This is a genomic window from Paenibacillus sp. FSL R7-0302 (genome assembly GCF_038006885.1).
Taxonomy (GTDB): Bacteria; Bacillota; Bacilli; order Paenibacillales; family Paenibacillaceae; genus Paenibacillus_AQ.
The window spans coordinates 1848606-1868212 of the sequence record NZ_JBBOWB010000001.1 but is presented as its reverse complement, the minus strand read 5'-3'; the positions used below and the strand labels follow the sequence as shown (position 1 = coordinate 1868212).

Here is a 19607-nt window from a genome sequence, read left to right as displayed (position 1 = left end):
TGGATCATACGCATGCCCGGAAGAAGCCTGAGCTTATCAGTCCGTTCCCGCATATGAATGAAGTCCGGCGATAACCAGATTAACGCCGACCAGGGTAAACATTACGATTAGAAAGCCGAGTACAGCGAGCCAAGCGGATTTGCGTCCCTGCCAGCCGCGGGCCAGCCGCAGATGGAGATACGCACTGTAGAACAGCCAGGTGACGAGAGCCCAGACTTCCTTGGGGTCCCATCCCCAAAATCTGCCCCAAGCCACCTCGGCCCATATCATTGCAAAAATCAAAGCCCCCAGTGTGAAAATCGGGAACCCGATGGCGATTGCCCTGTAGGTAATCTCATCCAGGTCATTCTCATCAATTCCATCAAGTACCGGATGAAGGGCCTTCCCAAGCGGCTTACGCACAGCCAGCCGAAGAAGCCCGTACAGGAGCAGTCCGGACAGCAGTGACCAGATCACAGTGTTGAACTTGCGCCCTGCATTGACGCCATTCATCCAGGATGGTGCTTGAAACAAAGGCTTCTGAAGCCCGAGAAACGGCTGGAAGCTCTCAATTTCGCTATGGTACGGTGCCACAATCGGCGGCATTTTATAACTCACTTTCTCTATTGTACTATCTTCCTGCCCGGGGCTGTCAATCGTAACGTTCGAACGGACAAAAACAGATTCATAGCCCGCGCCGCGGAAGGCAAATACTGATCCAAGAAACCCAATTATAACAATGATCGAGAACAGAGTAAATTCGACCAGCCGCTGCTGCTTGCGGTCACTGTGTTCCTTGCTGTCAAATTTCACTGTCCGCAGCAGATACATCAGCCCGGCGGCAAAGCCAACCGCGAAGAAGGATTCCCCGAGGGCAGCGAGCGTGACATGAATATTCAGATAGATCGACTTCAGCGAAGGAATAAGCGGCTGTACTTCCTGCGGAAATACCGCAGCATAGGCCATTACAACAATCGAGATCGGAACCGCGAATACCCCGAGAATCATCTTGCGGTAAATGGCGAAGATCACCGTAAAAGCCACCATCACCATCATTGATAGGAAGGTCATGAACTCATACATGTTACTTACCGGAATATGACCGGCCCCCATCCAGCGGGTAATGAAGTAAGCCAGATGGCAGAGCAGCCCGAGTGAGGAGGTAATAAAAGCAATCCGGCCCCAACGTGCAGTATGCTCCTCCGGCTTCCTGCCCGACCATTTGCGGCCCATAATAGCAATGGTGAACAACATGAAGGCACCGCTGTATAAGAAAAATGCGGCTATAAAGACGTCACTGCTGAAATCGAGCAAGTTCATGCCATGCCTCCTCCGTTGTCCAATGATTTGTCATCGACTGTCATGTCTATCTGCTCCAGAATAGAAACAAGCTCACGGCGGAAGCCGAACCAGTTCTTGTTCGTGTGGCCTCCAAGCACCAGCTGTCCGTCCTCAACGATCAGCCAGATGCGTCTGTGCTGCCAATAGAAGCCGAGAATCAGCCCCAGCATGACAATACCCGCACCAATCCAGACGAACGGCATTGCCCGGTCCACACGTATATTGAGATAGGTGGTGGATTCCGAGAAATCCACATCCGTCATACTGCCGACCTCAAGCTCCAGAAACCGTGTGCCGCCTCCAAGCTTGTCGTTGATGGCCTCCTGCTGGAAGCGCTCCTTGTCCACCTGCTTCGGGAAATAGAAATATTGCTGCCCCTCTGCCGGCAGATCCGGACCACGGATCAGGAAGAGAAACGCCGGAGCGTTCGGATAAGGGGAGGTGGAGACCGGACGGCCTTCCTCATTCAATCCGAAATCCATATACTTCTCCTTCAGTTCAAGCGTGTATGGTCCCGCCTTGAAGCTGCGCTGCGGATTCTTCATATCCAGTCTGAACTTGCCGTAGCTCTCGCCGGTTGCAGCATTGACCAGATCAGGCTGCACGGAACGCAGCACAGGCGTAAGGTCATAGTCAAACTGATACGCTTTCATTCCCTGGTAGCTTAGCGGAGAATTCACCTGAATGTCGTGCCTGGCCACTTCCGCCAGCTGAGGCTCCTTGGAGGGATCGCTGCAGTCTGCCGTACATTCATATAGAACCGCCTTCGTCTCGTAGAGCTTAGGGAGAACCTTCTTGCCCCGGAATTCCTCGGGCATCTCTTGTTCACTATAGAATTCTACCGTGAATTTCTCATTCTTCAGGTACATGCTGGTGTCTGGTATCCTTACTGTCTCTCCCTGCGGGAAGGCAAGATGCTGATCCATATTCAGACCCGGCAATCCCCTGGCAAGCACAGCAAGCAAAAATATAATCAGGCCGATATGTATTACATAAGGTCCCCAGCGGCTGAAACGGTGTTTCTCGGCCAGTAAAGCGCCGCCCTCCGTCCGCACGCGGTATCCTTTCTTCCTAAGCGGCTGAACGATCCGTGCCACCCATTCCTCCGGCTCCCCCTCCACTGCTGTATTCAGCGTAAGCTTTTGACGGGTAAGGAACTGGCGGTGCTTGCGGATCTTCTGCCGGGTTAGTGCCTTGTAGAGCGGAAGCACGCGGTCCAGGCTGCAGATGACCAGAGAAGCTCCAATCATAACCAGCAGTGACACGAACCACCAGGATTCATAGGTATGCGAAAGGCCGAGTCTATAATATATATTCCCGGCTGTTCCATACGTTTGTTCATAATAGGTTGAAGCGTCAATATTCAGAAAGGTGCTCTCTTGCGGAAATATCGTACCTAGCATCGCACCCAGCAGCGTCAGCACAATCAGGTAGATGGCTATTTTGACGGAGGAAAAAAAGTTCCAGACCTTGTCGATCACTCCCGGACTTACCTTTTGTGAACGGCGGGCCACCCCGTCGTAGCGCATCTCCAGGTTCCCCGAAGCGTTCTCTTCCTTCTCATCCAGCGGCTTGCCGCAGGCTTCACAGAGTACCGTTCCTACAGGATTCTGGTGACCGCATTCGCATTTGGTGTTGCTGATCAGCGGCTCATGCTTACTCATGGTCCCACCAGCTTCCCGATTTGCTCGTCAAGCGAGCTCAGATCCAGCTGGCCGATATGAATGCTGTCCACCCTGCCCTTCGTATTAATGAAGAAGGTAGTGGGCAGCGGGGAGACCCCGTAGCTGCGGACCGCGTCGCGTCCCTTATCCATTACAACCGGAAAATCAATATCCACGAGCTTCACGAAATTGTCCACCGTCATCTGATCCTCGCCCACATTCACGCCCAAGACCACAACACCCTGGTCCTTCCATTTCTCCCACTGCGCCTGCAAGGCAGGCATTTCCTTCACGCATGGTGCGCACCAGGAGCCCCAGAAGTTCAGAACAACCGACTTCCCTCTGAATTCCTCCAGCGTATGGGTCGCACCGTCCAGCCCAAGCAATTCAAAATTTGGCGCTTTTCCGCCTTCTTTAGGCTTGCCGTCTCCCCCGAACACAGAGGAGCTGATGGCATAACCCCCAAGCAGAACGATTAGTAATAGTATCACGATTTGGATTGGCTTCCTGGCTTTGCCCATGCAGGGGTACCCCCTTCTGTGACGCAACTCATTACTTTAGTTGTAAGGTGTGAACATCCTATGAACATTATAACGAATATTGTCACAGTTTTAGGAGGGGAAATTGTGAACTTTATGTGTCTTTGCGTGTCTGATTGTCCCGGAGCATTCCCGCTTTGGCAATTTGCTGCAGATGATTGATCTCATCCTTCGTCAAATGGCGGTAGGAGCCGCGCTTGAGATTCTGGAGCAGGATATCCCCGAAGGAAATCCGCTTCAGGCGGATCACCGGATGCGACACGGCCTCGAACATCCGCCGGACCTGGCGGTTGCGGCCTTCATGGATGGTGATGCTGATTACCGCTTCCTTATTGGCTTCATCGATATCCTTGTACTCGACTTCCGCCGGAGCGGTCATGCCGTCTTCCAGCTTAATGCCGGCCTTCAGCTTGTCCAGCGCTGTGCCGTGCGGCACACCCTTGACCGTGGCCAGATACGTCTTCGGCACATGATGCTTCGGATGCGTGAGCAGGTTGGCAAACTCACCGTCATTCGTCAGCAGCAGCAACCCTTCCGTATCATAGTCCAAGCGGCCTACAGGGTATACGCGCTCTGTGATTCCTTTCAGGTAATCCGTTACTACCTTGCGGCCCTTGTCATCCGAGGCGCTTGTAATTACCCCTTTGGGCTTGTTGAACATAATATAGATTTTATTCTCGCCCCGGATCAGTCTGCCCGAGACTTTAATAATATCGGTTGCGGGGTCCGCCTTCGTGCCAAGCGTAGTTACGAGTTCCCCGTTGACTTCCACTTTACCGGCCAAAATCATTTCTTCACATTTACGTCTGGACGCAACACCTGCTTGCGCCAATATTTTCTGTAATCTTTCCATTTTCGACTACTCACCTCAGGTTAATGATAACCATCGGAGGCATAAATCACAAGATCATTCCATGGAAAAAATGCTCCGGGGCAAGTTTCACTATGCGGCTCCACCGTAAGCGGCGACATTTGATAGCGCCCGGACAGCTCCAGTATAAGCTTCCCCGCCGCAAACAGCTGCTGCTGGCGCTCCGGAAGCTGGGGCAGCTGCTCCGCCTCCCCGTAGTTGCCTTCGAGGCAAATATGAATATGCTCCGGGTCTGTCAGCAGCGGCGCCGCATAGACCGAGCCGTTCAGCCCGACCCAGAAGTCGAAGCCTTTGCCGTTAATAGACGGACAGCGGGAATGATGCAGAATAAAGCCCTTGTAGTCCACCCTTTGTCGTCCTCCCTCCGTATTGCTGAAATAGCATATGAAGTGGGGGGGCGGGCGGTGAGGACTGTTTGTTAAAATGTTTTGGAGCGGGGCCAAAGAGAATAAAGGCGTTGACTAATCGTAACTCCGGGGAATGTTTGGACTTCCGGCCGCTGTTAAAGTTGGATTTCCTTGATTTGACTGCCCTGCGGCAGTAGAAATCCAACTTTAAAGGCGGACGCTGGCGCTCCTCCAGTTCCAAAATTCCTCTCCGTTACTCCGTCTACGCACGGGCAAACCTAATAACAAACAGTCCTCACCTCCCGGAAGGGGGTGAGGACTGTAGGGAAGCGGCAAGCGGCTGCGGGGCAGCGCTTAGGGACCACAACCACTGGCGGCAGGTTGCCAGGGAAGTGCCGACTTTTCCTGAAATCAGGTGCACTATTACCCTTCATTTACTCATCTAGCCAACTTTTGCTGAAATCAGGTGCATTAATACCCTTCATTCACCCATTTGGCCAACTTTTGCCGGAATCGGGTGCATTAATACCCTTCATTCCCTCATCTAGCCAACTTTTGCTGAAATCAGGTGCATTAATACCCTTCATTGGCTCATCTAGCCGGCTTTTCCTGAAATCAGGTGCATTAATACCCTTCATTGGCTCTCTCCTGAAAGCAAACAATTGGAAAAACGTATCGTAATTTATGAGTTTCGGGGAAGTTGGTTGAAGCAGGTGGAAAAAGAGCATTTAATTTGTTTGATTTCACGACTTTGGCGAGAATACGTATAATTAAGCGGCATTTTTCCAACTGTTGTCTTCACAACGTTCATTCGTCTAGCAGCAGGTGGAGGAAAATCCATCCATTAACCTACCTTCTATAACCCACTCCCTACCCGAATACCAGCAGACATACAGCAATGGCAGCAATAAAGCCGATGACGTCCGAGAACAGGCCCACTTTCAAGGCATAGCGGCCGTTGCGGATGCCTACTGCGCCGAAATAGACAGTCAGCACATACAGGGTGGTGTCTGTGCTGCCCTGTATAGTAGAAGCAATCATACCGATGAGAGAGTCCGGGCCGTGGACGCGGATCAGGTCTGTAGTATAGGCGAGTGATCCAGTGCCCGTCAGCGGGCGCAGGAGACCGAGCGGAAGCACCTCTGACGGAATACCCAGTCCCTCCATCAGAGGGCTTACAAAGCCCATCAGGAAGTCCAGCGCACCGGACGCGCGGAACACACTGATCGCCACCAGCATGCCGACCAGATGGGGGATAATCGCGATCGCGGTACCGAAGCCATCCTTCGCCCCCTCCACGAAAGATTCATAGACCGGAACCTTACGCGTGAAGGCATACAGCGGAATAAAGGTAACCATGACCGGAATCGCCCAGGCAGAGATCAGACTGATCAGTTGTAACACGGACGGTCACCCTTTCACCGAAGAATGTGGGAGCGCCCCGCTCCCGTTTGCCGGGCCGCTCCCGGCCTTCAGGACCGGCGGCGGTCCGGGCGGCCTGCGGAGCAGGGTCAGGCGGCGGAACAGCCTGTCCGCAGCAATCGCCGCCAGGGTAGCCACGGCCGTCGCCGCCAGGGTGGTCCCGACGATGGCCGCCGGGTCCGCCGATCCGTAATTCAGCCGGATCGCAATCAGCGTCGCCGGAATTAGAGTGATGCTGGCAGTGTTCAGCGCAAGCAGGGTACACATGGCCGGCGTCGCGGTCTCCTTATCCGGGTTCAGCGTCTGCAGCTCCTGCATCGCCTTAATGCCCATCGGAGTGGCTGCATTCCCCAGCCCCAGCAGGTTGGCGCTCATATTGGAGAGAATGTAGCCGATCGCGGGATGACCTTTGGGCACATCCGGGAACAGAAAGGAGACTACGGGACCCAGCACTTTGGAGATTTTCTTCAGCAGATCGGCATCCTCAGCAATCCGCATAATGCCCAGCCAGAACACCAGCACACTGATCAGCCCGAAGCTGACGGTCACCCCGCTCTTCGCACCATCGAATACGGCGGCGGTGAACTCGTTCATCCGTCCGTTCACTGCCGCAAAGCCAAACCCGATCAGAATCATCCCCAGCCAGATTCCATTTAACATCGGTATCCCCTCCCCCGGTTCATTCTTTATACTCTGACTAACTGAACAGCTTCACTATTCCCCCATGTGGAACAGCGCCCGCAGCGCACTGCCGAAGGCCTGCAGCCAATTGCCCGCCGGATAGGCGGAGGCGCTCGCAGCGTTGTATTTTTCCACATATGGTGAGGTCTCCGGCGGGAGCTGGCCAGGCGTATACACCGGAACCCGCCCGATCTCCTGATCTCCCAGCTGCAGAATAATCACACCCCTGAACCCGAAGTTAACATCGCCCTCACTCCCGTTGGCACCCGCTTCTGTACTGCTTCCGCCCTCACTCCCGCTGGCATTCATACCTGCCCTGCCCGCGCCTGCACTTACACTGGAGCCCGCACCTGCACTCCCCGTACCCGCAGCATTACCACTCTCAGCAGCCTGCGCTTCCGCATTAAGCACCAGCTTGTTGACGAGCCTGGCTTCCTCCCCCTGACCAAGCGGATACGCGAAGGCCTTGCCGGTCACCAGACTGTAGCCTTTTACGGCCTCGCCCCGCTCGACCAGCGTCTTCAGCGGATAATGGTTGAAGCCGAAGTCCAGCAGCGAGGAATGGTCGTTCCAGTCATTGCCGTCGTTCAGCGTAACCGCCACGAGCTGCTGCCCGTCCCTTGTAGCGGAGCTGACCAGGCAGCGCAGCGCTTTTTTGGTATACCCCGTCTTCACCCCGTCCGCTCCTTCGTAGAGGCGCAGCATCTTATTCTTATTGCTCCATTTATAGTCCCATTTCTCATAGGGATTGTCCGCCGTCTTCTCTTTGGTGGCTACGATCTCCTTGAATACCGGGTTATGCATCGCATATGCGGTCAATACGGCCAGATCATTCGCACTGGAAAAGTGGCCTTCTGCATCTAATCCATGCGGATTGGCAAAATGCGTATTTTTCAAATTCAGCTCCTGCGCCTTGGCATTCATCAGGTAGACGAACCCCTGCTCCGAACCGCCGACATGCTCGGCGATTGCAGTTGCCGCATCATTGCCGGAGCGCAGCATCAGCCCGTACAGCATATCCTTCAGCGTCATTTCTTCGCCCAGCTTCAGGTACAGGGAGGAGCCCTCCTTGGCAAAAGCATTTTTACCAACCTTGACCTTCGACGTAATATCACTGTTCTCTATCGCCACAAGGGCGGTCATAATTTTGGTCAGACTGGCAATCAGCATCGGTTCATCCCCGCGGCTGCTGTACAGAATTCTTCCGGATGTCACATCAATCAGCGCCGCCGCCCTGGCATGGGTAGAGATCGAACGGTTCTCTGCACTAACGGCAGACACCGGCACCAGCGCAAGCAGCAGCACACACAACAGTAAGGACAGCATAGATTTTCGGGTTAATGTCTTCATGTTCATCCTCCGGCTTCTTATCCGTTCCTTACGCAACGGTTCATCAGTCTTGCCTGGTTGTACAAGTGTATGCGGGGCATGGGGCAGGTATGTCCTATCCTCCATCATCCGGCAAAAAAGGGATACCACCCTCTTAGGTGATATCCCTGACAATTCATACTTTGCTTAATTCGCTCAATCTAATGTGTTGACGAATGGTCAGACGAGCCGGACCCGGTCTCCACAACGGTTTTGGTTACCTTGGAGCCGGGAATATCTGAAGCTTCGGGAACCATGCCGGGCTGGAACATATTCTGGATTTTGTCGAGCAGGTTAGGCGTGGCATCAATAATTTTCTCGAACAGATGAGTCTGATTATCCAGCGGCACAATATGTACCCCTTCCCTACCAACGACCAGAAAAGCGATTGGACGAATAGACACGCCGCCCCCGCTGCCGCCCCCGAAGGGTAGCATTTTGACACCGGACCCGCTGCTGTTCACGCCCGGACCGTCATCCTCCACCCTGAAATCACTGCCGCCAGCTGCGAAGCCGAACGTCACCTTGCTAATTGGCAGAATGACCGTGCCATCGGGCGTTTCAACCGGATCTCCTACAATTGTATTTACATCAACCATGCCTTTAATATTCTCCATTGCGGTCTGCATGAGACCTTGAATCGGATGATCTGACATTGTTTGTCTCCTCCTCGTGTGTATATAAATGTACCTGCAGTATTTATCTTGCCCACTATAGATTGGAGTATGTAGATTATTTAGGAATGTTCACGGCTGAGCAATTTCTTCCACCGGCCCAGACCGCCTTCCACCTTCGAGGCGCGCCGCAGCAGGAGAAGCCCCGCATAGAGCGCATATCCGGCGGACAGCTTGCCGCTGCAGACGGCTTCCGTTGCAAAAGACGGCTGATCCCGGAAGACAGGCGCCACAAATATTCCCGGCTTATGCACCAGTCTGACCGTACGGGAGAGCACGCCGATCATCGTCCACTTCAGTCCCCATAAGGCCCCCACCGCCGTGGCGGTCGTTGCAGCCTCCCCCAGAGAGAAGTCTGTGGACCAGTCCAGCTTGGTGATCTGAATATGTGACAGGGTGTCTTTAAGCCATTTTTTCAGACCGCGGGTGGCATGTAGCGCAGTGCGTACATTCTTTAGCCATTGCGTCACAGATTCCTTATCGACCTGCCCTTCCTTCTCGCTATCCAGCTTCACCGGTGCGATTCCGGTTTTCTCCACCTTGAGCTTAATTCCCTGTTCAAGGCTCTGGAAGACCAGCGCTGGCACCTCATAATGAAATTTAACGAGGCCATACACAGCTCTGATATCGAATTCGATGCGGTCATCCTTACCCAGCCTGCGGACACGAAAATGAAAATGAATCGATGACGCCAGAGCCAGCAGGAACAGCAGAACAACGAGCAGCAGCAGGATTAAGGGTATTGCCAGCCATAACGTCACACGGTTAACCTCCAAGCAGACTTTAGAATAATAAACATGGAGCCTCTGGATTAGTATGGCAATTACGGCTGGATAACATTCGGTGATTTCGCAAACTTCTCCATTTTTTCATGAAAAAATGCCGCTGCCCCCGAAGGGACAACGGCATCTCTGTCACAGCGGCAGTCCGCTGCGTTATTCTGGCTCATCAAAAGTCATCTGGCTGTCCAGCTTGCTGAACAGCAGCTGTGTCTCCTCTTCCAGACCCTCGGAGGTGTCGAAGTTCGACGGCTCCGGCAGCTCCTTCAGGCTGGCCAGCCCGAAGCTGTCCAGGAAGGACTTGGTCGTGCCGTACAGAATCGGACGCCCGACAGCCTCCGCCCGGCCCACCTCGTGGATCAGATCCTTGTTGCCCAGCGTATGGATGGCCCGTTCGGATTTGACGCCCCGGATCTCCTCAATCTCCACTCTCGTAATAGGCTGGCGGTAAGCGACAATGGCAAGTGTCTCCAGCGCCGCCTGGGACAGGGACGACCTGGAGGGCGAATACGCCAGACGTTCAAAATACTGCGCATGCTCCGGGAGTGTCGCCAGCCGGTAATTCCCGGCAATCTGGACCACCTGAAGGCCACGGCTCTGCGAGTGGTAATCCTCTCTTAAGTCATCCAGCGCTCTTGTAGCCAGATCAGGCCGCTGCTCGGTAATCTCGGCAATCTGCCGGACCGACAGGCCTTCATCCCCTGAGAGAAACAGCAGGCCTTCAATAATTGATTTCAGCGTGTTGTAGTCCACTGACATCCTCTCCTCCTCTCCACTCCATCACAATATCCTCAAATAATTTCTCCTGGTAGCAGTAAATGGCCTTCATCTTCATCAGCTCCAGGATGGCCAGGAAGGTGGTCACAATCTCATGCCGGTCCATCTCCTCATGCAGCAGGGAAGAGAAGCGCATTCTGCCGCCGATCCCTTTGCGCTGGAGCGCTTCGGATACATCACGGATACGATCTTTTACCGAGATCTCATCCCGGGTAATCCGCTGGTACGAGGTGCGCCGGGCAGCCTTGCTTAGCGCCTTGCGGAACGCAGCGATCAGATCGGCGGTATGCAAACCCTTCAGTGTATTGTCCGTCTGCGCAGGGACGAAGGGGCCCAGATCCTCCGGCTCCTTCGTAAAAATCAGGCTGCGCTCGCTCTCCATATCCAGCAGCTGCACCGCAATGCTCTTGAACTTACGGTATTCAATCAGTCGCTGCACCAGCTCCGCACGCGGATCATAGCCGTCATCCTCATAATAATCGAAATCCTCGATTTCAATGACGGGCGGCTTCGGCAGCAGCATTTTGCTCTTAATCGACAGGAGAGTGGCAGCCATCACCAGAAATTCACTAGTGATATCCAGCTCCAGCTCCTTCATTCCCTGTAGGAATTCCATATACTGCTCGGTGATCTCGCTGACCGGAATGTCCTGGATGTCGATTTCCGCCTTGTCAATCAGATGCAAGAGCAGATCGAGCGGACCTTCGAACGTCTCCAGCTTGTACAATACAGTCACGCGGTTTCCTCCAGCCCAAAAAAAGTAAAGTGCAGCGCCGCAAGGACGCTACACAAGTAGAAAGATCTATGATCATGCTTTCTTCTCATACCTATAAATAAGCACGATTTACGCTCTTTCGTCAAGAGGTGTATTATTTGAACAGCTTATTCAGGTTAGCCATTTCGATAGCGGCAGTCGCTGCATCCCAGCCTTTATTGCCGGCTTTGGTCCCCGAACGCTCAATGGCCTGTTCGATATTCTCCGTCGTAACCACACCGAAAATAGTCGGAACACCCGTCTTAAGGTTAATCGCCGCCACGCCCTTGGCAACCTCGTTGCACACATAATCATAGTGTGTTGTAGATCCGCGAATGACGGTGCCCAGCGTGATAACGGCGTCATATTTGCCGCTTTCGGCCATTTTTTGGGCGATCAGCGGAATTTCGAATACGCCCGGTACCCAGGCCACATCCACTTCATCATCGGCGACTCCATGACGCTTGAAGGCATCGAGGGCCCCGGAGAGCAGCTTGCTGGTAATGAACTCATTGAAACGTCCTACGACAACCCCATATTTCAAGCCCTCAGATACTAAATGTCCCTCAAAATAATTCGGCATGCTACTCATCAACCCTTCGTGTATAGGATAGGAAATCTATGATTAAATTTTGGTATTCTCATTCTGTTCGATCTTGTCAAAATTCAGCAGATGCCCAAGCTTCGCCTGCTTCGTATGCAGATAATTGGTATTGTCCTTATTCTCCGGCATCTGGATCGCTACGCGCTCCACCACCTCAAGGCCATAGCCTTCCAGCCCCTTGATCTTGCGCGGATTGTTGGTCAGCAGCCGGATCTGGCGGATGCCGAGATCCTTAAGAATCTGTGCCCCGATGCCATAATCCCGCAGATCCGCCGCGAAGCCCAGCTTCAGGTTGGCATCCACAGTATCCAGGCCTTCTTCCTGCAGCTTGTAGGCGCGCAGCTTGTTGATCAGGCCAATGCCCCGGCCCTCCTGGCGCATATAGAGGAGTACACCCCTGCCGGCTTCTTCAATCTGGCGCAGCGCCGCTTCGAACTGCGGGCCGCAGTCGCAGCGGTGCGAATGGAACACATCGCCGGTCAGGCACTCGGAATGCACACGTACGAGTACTGGCTCATCCCCGGAGATATCGCCTTTAACCAGGGCAACGTGCTCCTTGTCGTCCACCTCATTCGTATAGGCAATGGTCTGGAAATCACCGAAATCCGTCGGCAGATTCACTGCTACCTCACGGGTAACCAGATGCTCCTTCTCGTTACGGTAGTGAATGAGATCCTTGATGCTGATCAGCTTAAGGTCATGCTTCTTAGCGATCTCGATCAGGTCAGGCAGGCGGGCCATCGTACCGTCCACCTTCACCACTTCACAGATGACACCTGCTGGATAAGCCCCGCACATGCGGGCCAGATCCACAGCAGCCTCCGTGTGCCCGGAACGCCGCAGGACTCCGCCTTTTTTGGCGATCAGCGGGAACATATGCCCCGGTCTGCGGAAGTCGGCCGGCTTCGCCTTCGGGTCCAGCATGGCCTTAATCGTCTGGGAGCGTTCACCAGCCGAGATGCCGGTCGTCGTATCCGCGTGGTCAATAGATACTGTGAACGCCGTACCATGATTATCGGTATTCTGGGACACCATCGGATGCAGGTCCAGCTCCTCCGCACGCTCTGCTGTGATCGGTACGCAGACCAGGCCGCGTCCTTCTGTAATCATGAAGTTAATCACTTCCGGGGTAGCCCGTTCCGCCAGAGCGACGAAGTCTCCTTCATTCTCACGGTCTTCATCATCTACAACGATAACAACCTTACCGCGCATTAAGTCGTAGATCGCATCTTCAATCGGGTCTAGAATACTGTCCTTATCAGCTTGCTGGCTCATACTACTGTCCTCCTAATGGCTATACGCTCGCCTGACGGTTTGCCGTATGCCTGATCTATAGATTATACGAACCCGTTGGCCGCCAAAAAATCATGGCTGATCTTCGAGCTTCCTCCATCCTCTTCATTGCCCGCACGCGAACCGTAATGGAGCAGATGGTCCACATATTTACCGAGCACATCACATTCAATATTCACCCGGTCTCCCGCCCGCTTGTGGGCCAGTACCGTCTCTCCCAGCGTGTGCGGGATAATCGATACGGTGAAGGTTGCAGCTTCCGTCTTCACAACCGTAAGGCTTATGCCGTCTATCGTAATGGAGCCTTTGGGAATAATGAATTTGAACAGGGATTTGCGGTCCGGGGCAATCTCGAACACCACTGCATTCTGATCGCGCCTGACGCTGCGGATCTCACCGGTTCCATCCACATGTCCTTGGACAATATGCCCTCCGAAGCGTCCGCCGGCCGCCATGGCGCGTTCCAGATTCATTTTGGACCCGGTGCGCAGCTCCTTGAGCGTACTGTTGCGGTAGGTCTCGGGCATAACGTCTACGGTGAAATGATGATCTCCAAGTGAGGTTGCCGTAAGACAGACCCCATTGACCGCCACACTGTCACCGATCTTCAGATCTCCCATAATGAGTGAAGCGCCGATATTCAGCACCATCATCTCCCCGCCGCTGGTGACGCTGCGCAGGACTCCCACCTCTTCAATTAAGCCGGTAAACATACCATCCCTCCTTCCTGAATATTCGGTTACTGCAGAGGAACCGGGGTGCCGCTGATACACACATTATCCCCGAGCACTTCCACTTCCAATCCTTCAAGCTGGATGGCATCTCGCATCAGCTCCACACCCCCGAAGTCGAAGGTACCCGCTGCTTGCGCGCCGCCGCCGACAATCTTCGGAGCGAAGAAGAGGACTACCCGGTCAACCAGTCCCTCCGCAAGCATCGCCCCATTCAGCGTTCCGCCGCCTTCCAGCAGAATGGACCCAATCTCCATTGCACCGAGCGCAGCCATAGCCGCCTGCAGATCCACACGCGGACCGCTGCCCGCAGCAATCACCTCTACCCCTGCAGCCAGCAGCGCTGCTCTGCGGTCAGGATCGGCTGCCTCTGTCGTCACAACCACCGTAGGCGCGAGTCCGTCCATGACCACAGCGCTGTCCAGCGGCAGGCGCAGCGAGGAGTCAATGATAATCCGCACCGGATTGCGTCCGGGTACATTCAGTCTAGTTGTCAGCGAAGGGTTATCGGTAATCACCGTGTTCACCCCGACCATAATCCCCTGATGGCGGTGACGCAGGGTATGTACAATCTCCCGTGCCTCTGCATTCGAGATCCACTTGCTGTCTCCGGTCCGGGTGGCAATTTTACCGTCCAGTGTGCTGGCGCTCTTCAAGGTTACGAACGGCTGCTTCGTCAAAATATACTTGATGAATTTCTCGTTCAGCCGCAGCGCCCGGCCCCGCAGCAGACCTACTTCAACATCAATCCCCTGCTCGCGCAGCATCGCAATTCCCCGGCCTGCCACCTGAGGGTTGGGGTCCTCACAGGCGACAACCACCCTGGCCACGCCTTCATCGATCAGACGCTGGCTGCAAGGAGGCGTAATGCCGTAATGACTGCAAGGCTCCAGCGTAACATAGGCTGTACTGCCTTGCGCTTTACCGGCTGCCATATTGAGCGCATGCACCTCGGCGTGTCCGGTTCCGCGCTGCAGATGGGTTCCAATCCCGATCATGGCGCCGTCCTTCACGACCACGCAGCCGACCACAGGATTAATTCCCGTCTGGCCCTGTGCCCGCTCCGCCATATCCAGCGCAAGGGACATGTAAAACTCATCGTTCATCTTCTCCATGTCTTGCCTCCTATCCCAAGGCTGTAGTCTTCATGTGTACCAAACCCTAAACAGAAAAACCCGTCTCAATCTCCAGGAGGAGTTCAAGACGGGATATACGAGAGGTGATCGCAGCAAAGAATATATGCGTAAATAAACGCCGGACCTCCGGCATTGTGAAAGTTCGCACATAAGTTCCGAAAACACTGCTGCTCGGCCGCCTGTTGCAAGCGCGGCGCGTGAATCTCTCCTTCTTCCATCCAGACTATACTGTCGGTCCCGGAATTACACCGGGTCCACCGTCCGTAGCAATATCATACGAAGCGGGTAGCGGACTGAGCATCAGAAGCGGCAATTATTAAGCCAGCTCCAACAGCATCACCGCCGGTAGGGAATCACACCCTGCCCTGAAGGATTGATCTATTCAGTTGAATACCAAGTTAAGCCTACAACAAAATTATCACTTCGCCGGATGAAATGCAAGTGTGCTTCGGAAATTTACTATATTTATGTAACTTAATTCCCTTATACACCCGTCTCACGCTGCTTGTCCGCTCTCAGCAGATCGCGGATTTCCATCAGCAGGAGGATATCCGGTGCCGGGGCAGGTGTCTCAACGACTTCAACCTTAACGGTCTCCTTGCGTCTGAACCGGCTGCTCAGCTTCACCACCATGAAGATGGAGAAGGAAATAATGAAGAAGTCGACTACGGTCTGGAGGAACAGGCCGTACTTCACTTCCGCTTCACCGGTGCCAAAGCTAAGTTCCTTCAGATCAATACCTCCGCTGATCAGACCGATAAGCGGCATAATAATATCTCCCACCAGCGAGGTAACAATTTTGCCGAATGCCGCTCCAATGATTACGGCAACCGCCAGATCAAGTACATTACCTTTCATGGCGAAGCTTTTGAATTCCTTCCACATGACGAACCATCCCTCCGAAACTTTGAATTTGAAATTATTATAGCATTTATAGCAACACATATAGCAAGATGCAAGTTGAAAAATGTATAAACGGTATATTGTTTGCGATACAGCCGCTTTATATTCCAAAAAGGTACGGGAACGCTCGGCGTCCCCGTACCTGCTGTAATCCTATTCTGCTGCTCTAATTCTGCCTAGTCCTGCTTGCGTGTTCTGCGGAATACCCGGCTGAGGATGAAGCCGCCCAGAATCAGGCCTGCACCCGTCAGGTAGATCGGCAGCGGGCTGCTCTCTCCGGTCTGCGGCAGTCTGCCGCTGCCGTCATTCGTACCCGAGACCGTCCCTTGCGGAACCGGATCGTCTTCAACATCAACTTCCGGATTGCCCAGCGGGATATTATCGTCGATTGGCGTTACCACTTCAGGCGCTGCCGGTACCGGAGTAACAGTTGGTGCCGGTGCAGATGGCTGCGCCGTTCCCGGCAAGCCTGGTCCTGCAGGAATCTGTGGCTCATCGATAATGACTCCCGGTTCGAACGTACCGGCTGGTGTTGGTACCGGAGTAAATACCGGACCTCCGTCAGGCGATGTCGGAACAGGTGTGGCCCCTGGCCCCGTAGAATCTGTAGGCACCGGCGATGGAACTGTAGTCGGAACTGTGGTCTCTACAGGTGTCTCAGTCGGCACAGGAGTCACAGTCGGCATTGGTGTTACTGTCGGCGTTGGCTGCTCCGCCAGCTTATTATACAAGGTAAGATTCAGCACGGCCGATGAGCCGATCGTCACCGGATGCTCGGTGGAATCAAGCACATAGCCCTGCGGTGCTATTGTTTCAATCAGGACATAACTGCCCAGCCACAGATTGTTAAATGCTGCGATGCCTGCTGTATCAGTGGTACGGGTATTCACCAGTACCCGGTCGCTTCCGTTAAGGCGGTATAGCTCATAGGTAGCTCCCGCCAGCGGTTTTGCAACATTGCCTGCTTCCAGCTTGAAGACATTAAGCGTCCCTCTGACGCCGCTGCCTGTTCCCGAGCCGCTGGACACTCCTACGATAATCTCCTTGGTCGTCTCCTTGGTGATAAGTTTAACGTTATTGCCGCTGAAGCTCACAGAGTTAACCAGCTTATCGCCAGTGTTCGCAACGATCAGCGACTGATATTCCAGCACATAAGCGGAATGGATGTCACCAGGGAAGCTTAAAACGAAGGACTGTCTGCCCTGTGCATCGGCGCTGATCGTCAAGCTGTAATCGGTATCCTTCACCAGCGGTGGGCCGCTCTTCGTGACCTCTCCGTTCACTGACGTAACCGTACGGTACAGCTGGAAACTGTCCGGCAGCAGGATCTGATTCGTGCTCGGCACATCGGTAATTACGGCATCTTTAACATGGGACTGGGTGCGGTTGATCGCAATGGTCCAGTTCAGCTTATCTCCATTCTGTGCGCCGTCTTTGAACACATATTCATCCCCGTGCGGGATATCTACCGTGGCCTTCAAATCCTTGGAGACCTTCTTCGTGCCGTCCAGCAGGTTCGCTGTATTGGCTACCTTGGTTCCGATTAGCTGTCCGGCCAGGCTGGTCTTGAATACGATGTAATAAGGCGAATTAATGGCTGTGTCAAAATCAACCTTCAGCTCATTGCCGCTGCCCACGCTATAGCTGAACTCATTGCCGTCCACCTCAGCGCCTGGGCTATGCGTTCCATCCTTGGCAATATTCATCTTGTATACCTTAAGTGAGCCAGGTACCAGAGACTGTCCGTCACCCAGTACATCCGTCACTACAGGATCGGCAATGGATTTGCTGTTGTAATTGACGCCTACGGTCCAGGTCAGCTCCTTGGCAGAAGCATCATACGCCCCGGATTTGAACCCGTTGTTCTTCACCTCAGAATTAGGAATGAACTTCCCGCTGGCTTCTGTCCACTGTGCCTTGTTCTGGCTGTCCTTCCAGTCAATCCGGGCCACATTGATGAAATCACTCGTATTGCCGGTAAGCCAGTCATTGCTGAATTCCGTCTGATAACTAATGGTATAAGTACCTGTAACCGGTGCATTAAACTTTACCTGGAAGCCTTTATTAGGCTGAGCCGGTGAATTCACAATCAGGGTATAAGCCGATGGAGGGATCACTGTGCCGGATAGTGTACGGACCACCAGTGAACCTGAGATGTATTTCTGTCCTCCCTGCGGGAAGCTGTCTGTAACCACCACTTCGTTCATTGGATAATTGTCCCCGTTGAACGTGATTTTCCAGTCGGTGGTGTGTTTGTTGTAATCCACCCCGGACAGATTCTTATAGATAATAATAGGCCGGATCAGTTGAGTAGCGTTGCTGCTATAGGTGCTGTCAGAGACAGTGTTGGTAATCTTCGTATCTTTGAACACACGGTCTGCGGCCTTGGTCGTATATTCGATCAGATAAGCCGATTTCACCGTATTCTTGAACTCCAGTCTGAATCCGTTGCCGGATTCGCCGTTGACAGGCGTGACTGTGTAATCACTGCCTGCATTCAGAGCCGTGCCTTTGGCAGCTTCTCCGGCTGCATTCAGCGTAACCGGATAGATCCGCACCGAGTTCTCCAGGAGCACCTGGGAGCTGTTGAACACATCCGTCAACACCGCGTTCTCCGGGGAGATCGTCCGGTTATTGTAGTTGTATTCGATAGCCCAGTTAATGGTCTGAGTGCCCCAGTCATAACGGATTACTTTTTTGTTAAGGCTGCCGCCCCGTTCAATAACTACTGTATCCGAAGCGCTTACCGGGTCACGGCCGTCCCCTGTAAAGGTTGCCGTGTTGGTGAAGCTGGACAAGTTGTCGCTTACTACCTGCGTGGTATAAGTGATACGGTATGCCCCCGTAATCACAGGGTCCGTGAACTGAAGCTTCAGCGTCCCGCCGGAGACGCCGGCAGTATATTTGCTGCTGTCTACCAGTTGGCCTTGCGTAACTGTTCCGTCAAGCTGAACATTCAGCTGGTACACGGCAAGCGTAACCGTGCTGTCCAGTGCCAGCCCGTCAGGAATCGGGTCAGTCACAGCCGCGCCGCTTACCGGCTCCAGTCTTTTGTTCACATCGACGGTCCAGTCAATATGATCTGCGTTGAAGCCGCTGGAGACTCCCTTCTTGGTAATCGTCGAGCCTACAGTAGGCTTGAATGATACTGTAATCGTCTGGACCCCGCCGTTCACCGGGAACAAAATCTGCTGGACGGTGCTGCCGCTGATCACTTTTTTGTCAAATTGGGTATTAATACGTAAGGTCCCCTGCACATTGGCATGGCTCTCGATGTAATCGTTAAATGTCATCACTACCTGATGGGTAGCCTGGCTGACCGTGAATGTGCCTACCGTCCCTTCGTCCGATTCCAGTCCACCCTGAATGTCATTGAAGAGCTGGAACTGCTCGGGAAGCTGGAAAGCAAAGGTGTCTCCCTGGCTATAGCCGTGGCCGTTAGGAAGCGACCAGGTATAGTCCAGCCTCACGGTGGAATCCACATCATACACACTGCCTGTCACCGTCTGTCCATCCGGACCATATACCGCCATGGATACACTGGTAATAATGTCCTGGTCCTGTTCAATGGCCGCCGCTGTAGCCTGCTGGGTGAAGCCCAGCCCTGAGACCAATTGCACAAATAACATGACCAGGATCACTGCCAGGCTTGTTCTTTTTTTCACCATTTCCCATAAGCCCCCGTTCTTTCGATTGAATGATTTGAAGCATACCTGCTAAAAAGATGGCTGCTGAACGCACCGG

The 19607-nt window shown here is 53.6% G+C and carries 19 protein-coding genes and 1 riboswitch; all 19 genes read right to left on the bottom strand.

Annotated elements, in window-relative coordinates:
• Nucleotides 1–36: 36 nt before the first annotated feature.
• A complete protein-coding gene (gene ccsA / locus MKY96_RS07900; RefSeq protein WP_340939616.1) occupies nt 37–1299 on the bottom strand; it encodes a cytochrome c biogenesis protein CcsA in 1263 nt (420 codons plus the stop codon).
• Entirely contained in the window at nt 1296–2984 is a 1689-nt protein-coding gene (resB, locus tag MKY96_RS07895) for a cytochrome c biogenesis protein ResB (protein ID WP_340939614.1), read from the bottom strand. Before resB ends, ccsA begins: the two co-directional genes overlap by 4 nt.
• Nucleotides 2981–3505: a thiol-disulfide oxidoreductase ResA gene (gene resA, locus MKY96_RS07890; protein WP_340939613.1), complete on the bottom strand. Its 525-nt coding sequence runs from the start codon at nt 3503–3505 to the stop codon at nt 2981–2983. The genes resB and resA overlap by 4 nt, the downstream gene beginning before the upstream one ends.
• A 112-nt stretch (nt 3506–3617) precedes the next feature.
• Nucleotides 3618–4376, bottom strand: a complete 759-nt coding sequence (locus MKY96_RS07885) for a pseudouridine synthase (protein WP_036727368.1) — start codon at nt 4374–4376, stop codon at nt 3618–3620.
• A 20-nt stretch (nt 4377–4396) separates the two neighbouring features.
• Nucleotides 4397–4741 carry an N-acetylmuramoyl-L-alanine amidase gene (locus MKY96_RS07880; protein WP_076079153.1) on the bottom strand — a complete coding sequence of 115 codons (345 nt, stop codon included), beginning with the start codon at nt 4739–4741 and terminating at the stop codon, nt 4397–4399.
• 485 nt (nt 4742–5226) lie between these two features.
• Nucleotides 5227–5379 (bottom strand): hypothetical protein, encoded by a 153-nt coding sequence (locus tag MKY96_RS07875; RefSeq protein ID WP_340939611.1) that lies wholly within the window; start codon nt 5377–5379, stop codon nt 5227–5229.
• 232 nt (nt 5380–5611) lie between these two features.
• Nucleotides 5612–6145 (bottom strand): spore maturation protein, encoded by a 534-nt coding sequence (locus MKY96_RS07870; RefSeq protein WP_340939608.1) that lies wholly within the window; start codon nt 6143–6145, stop codon nt 5612–5614.
• Nucleotides 6146–6151: 6 nt separating this feature from the next.
• Nucleotides 6152–6823: a nucleoside recognition domain-containing protein gene (locus MKY96_RS07865; RefSeq protein ID WP_076079151.1), complete on the bottom strand. Its 672-nt coding sequence runs from the start codon at nt 6821–6823 to the stop codon at nt 6152–6154.
• Nucleotides 6824–6877: 54 nt separating this feature from the next.
• Nucleotides 6878–8200, bottom strand: a complete 1323-nt coding sequence (locus MKY96_RS07860) for a D-alanyl-D-alanine carboxypeptidase family protein (RefSeq protein ID WP_340939606.1) — start codon at nt 8198–8200, stop codon at nt 6878–6880.
• A gap of 173 nt (nt 8201–8373) precedes the next feature.
• Nucleotides 8374–8868 carry a GerW family sporulation protein gene (gene ytfJ, locus MKY96_RS07855; RefSeq protein WP_076079149.1) on the bottom strand — a complete coding sequence of 165 codons (495 nt, stop codon included), beginning with the start codon at nt 8866–8868 and terminating at the stop codon, nt 8374–8376.
• An 80-nt stretch (nt 8869–8948) separates the two neighbouring features.
• Nucleotides 8949–9647: a DUF2953 domain-containing protein gene (locus MKY96_RS07850; protein ID WP_340939604.1), complete on the bottom strand. Its 699-nt coding sequence runs from the start codon at nt 9645–9647 to the stop codon at nt 8949–8951.
• A 174-nt stretch (nt 9648–9821) separates the two neighbouring features.
• The gene (scpB, locus tag MKY96_RS07845; protein ID WP_076079250.1) at nt 9822–10418 is read right to left on the bottom strand and encodes an SMC-Scp complex subunit ScpB; all 597 of its coding nucleotides are present in this window, start codon (nt 10416–10418) and stop codon (nt 9822–9824) included.
• Nucleotides 10387–11178: a segregation and condensation protein A gene (locus tag MKY96_RS07840; RefSeq protein WP_076079148.1), complete on the bottom strand. Its 792-nt coding sequence runs from the start codon at nt 11176–11178 to the stop codon at nt 10387–10389. Before MKY96_RS07840 ends, scpB begins: the two co-directional genes overlap by 32 nt.
• 133 nt (nt 11179–11311) lie before the next feature.
• Nucleotides 11312–11779 carry a 6,7-dimethyl-8-ribityllumazine synthase gene (ribH, locus tag MKY96_RS07835; RefSeq protein WP_036727378.1) on the bottom strand — a complete coding sequence of 156 codons (468 nt, stop codon included), beginning with the start codon at nt 11777–11779 and terminating at the stop codon, nt 11312–11314.
• Between the two features lie 42 nt (nt 11780–11821).
• Nucleotides 11822–13075 (bottom strand): bifunctional 3,4-dihydroxy-2-butanone-4-phosphate synthase/GTP cyclohydrolase II, encoded by a 1254-nt coding sequence (locus MKY96_RS07830; protein WP_340939600.1) that lies wholly within the window; start codon nt 13073–13075, stop codon nt 11822–11824.
• A 62-nt stretch (nt 13076–13137) separates the two neighbouring features.
• Nucleotides 13138–13806, bottom strand: a complete 669-nt coding sequence (gene ribE, locus MKY96_RS07825; RefSeq protein WP_340939598.1) for a riboflavin synthase — start codon at nt 13804–13806, stop codon at nt 13138–13140.
• Between the two features lie 26 nt (nt 13807–13832).
• Nucleotides 13833–14939 carry a bifunctional diaminohydroxyphosphoribosylaminopyrimidine deaminase/5-amino-6-(5-phosphoribosylamino)uracil reductase RibD gene (ribD, locus tag MKY96_RS07820; protein ID WP_340939597.1) on the bottom strand — a complete coding sequence of 369 codons (1107 nt, stop codon included), beginning with the start codon at nt 14937–14939 and terminating at the stop codon, nt 13833–13835.
• A gap of 223 nt (nt 14940–15162) precedes the next feature.
• Nucleotides 15163–15337, bottom strand: a riboswitch (FMN riboswitch).
• 106 nt (nt 15338–15443) lie between these two features.
• Nucleotides 15444–15845, bottom strand: coding sequence for a large-conductance mechanosensitive channel protein MscL (gene mscL / locus MKY96_RS07815; protein ID WP_340939595.1), 402 nt, complete (start codon nt 15843–15845; stop codon nt 15444–15446).
• 194 nt (nt 15846–16039) lie between these two features.
• Complete coding sequence (locus tag MKY96_RS07810) at nt 16040–19531, bottom strand: collagen binding domain-containing protein (RefSeq protein WP_340939594.1); 3492 nt, start codon at nt 19529–19531, stop codon at nt 16040–16042.
• Between the last annotated feature and the right edge of the window lie 76 nt (nt 19532–19607).

Coding starts and splice junctions, on each gene's coding strand:
- mscL (WP_340939595.1), bottom strand. CDS start 15,845: ATGTGGAAGGAATTCAAAAGCTTCGCCATGAAAGGTAATGTACTTGAT.
- MKY96_RS07875 (WP_340939611.1), bottom strand. CDS start 5,379: ATGAAGGGTATTAATGCACCTGATTTCAGGAAAAGCCGGCTAGATGAG.
- resB (WP_340939614.1), bottom strand. CDS start 2,984: ATGAGTAAGCATGAGCCGCTGATCAGCAACACCAAATGCGAATGCGGT.
- ribD (WP_340939597.1), bottom strand. CDS start 14,939: ATGGAGAAGATGAACGATGAGTTTTACATGTCCCTTGCGCTGGATATG.
- MKY96_RS07885 (WP_036727368.1), bottom strand. CDS start 4,376: ATGGAAAGATTACAGAAAATATTGGCGCAAGCAGGTGTTGCGTCCAGA.
- MKY96_RS07860 (WP_340939606.1), bottom strand. CDS start 8,200: ATGAACATGAAGACATTAACCCGAAAATCTATGCTGTCCTTACTGTTG.
- MKY96_RS07830 (WP_340939600.1), bottom strand. CDS start 13,075: ATGAGCCAGCAAGCTGATAAGGACAGTATTCTAGACCCGATTGAAGAT.
- ytfJ (WP_076079149.1), bottom strand. CDS start 8,868: ATGTCAGATCATCCGATTCAAGGTCTCATGCAGACCGCAATGGAGAAT.
- ribE (WP_340939598.1), bottom strand. CDS start 13,806: ATGTTTACCGGCTTAATTGAAGAGGTGGGAGTCCTGCGCAGCGTCACC.
- resA (WP_340939613.1), bottom strand. CDS start 3,505: ATGGGCAAAGCCAGGAAGCCAATCCAAATCGTGATACTATTACTAATC.
- ribH (WP_036727378.1), bottom strand. CDS start 11,779: ATGCCGAATTATTTTGAGGGACATTTAGTATCTGAGGGCTTGAAATAT.
- ccsA (WP_340939616.1), bottom strand. CDS start 1,299: ATGAACTTGCTCGATTTCAGCAGTGACGTCTTTATAGCCGCATTTTTC.
- MKY96_RS07810 (WP_340939594.1), bottom strand. CDS start 19,531: ATGGTGAAAAAAAGAACAAGCCTGGCAGTGATCCTGGTCATGTTATTT.
- MKY96_RS07865 (WP_076079151.1), bottom strand. CDS start 6,823: ATGTTAAATGGAATCTGGCTGGGGATGATTCTGATCGGGTTTGGCTTT.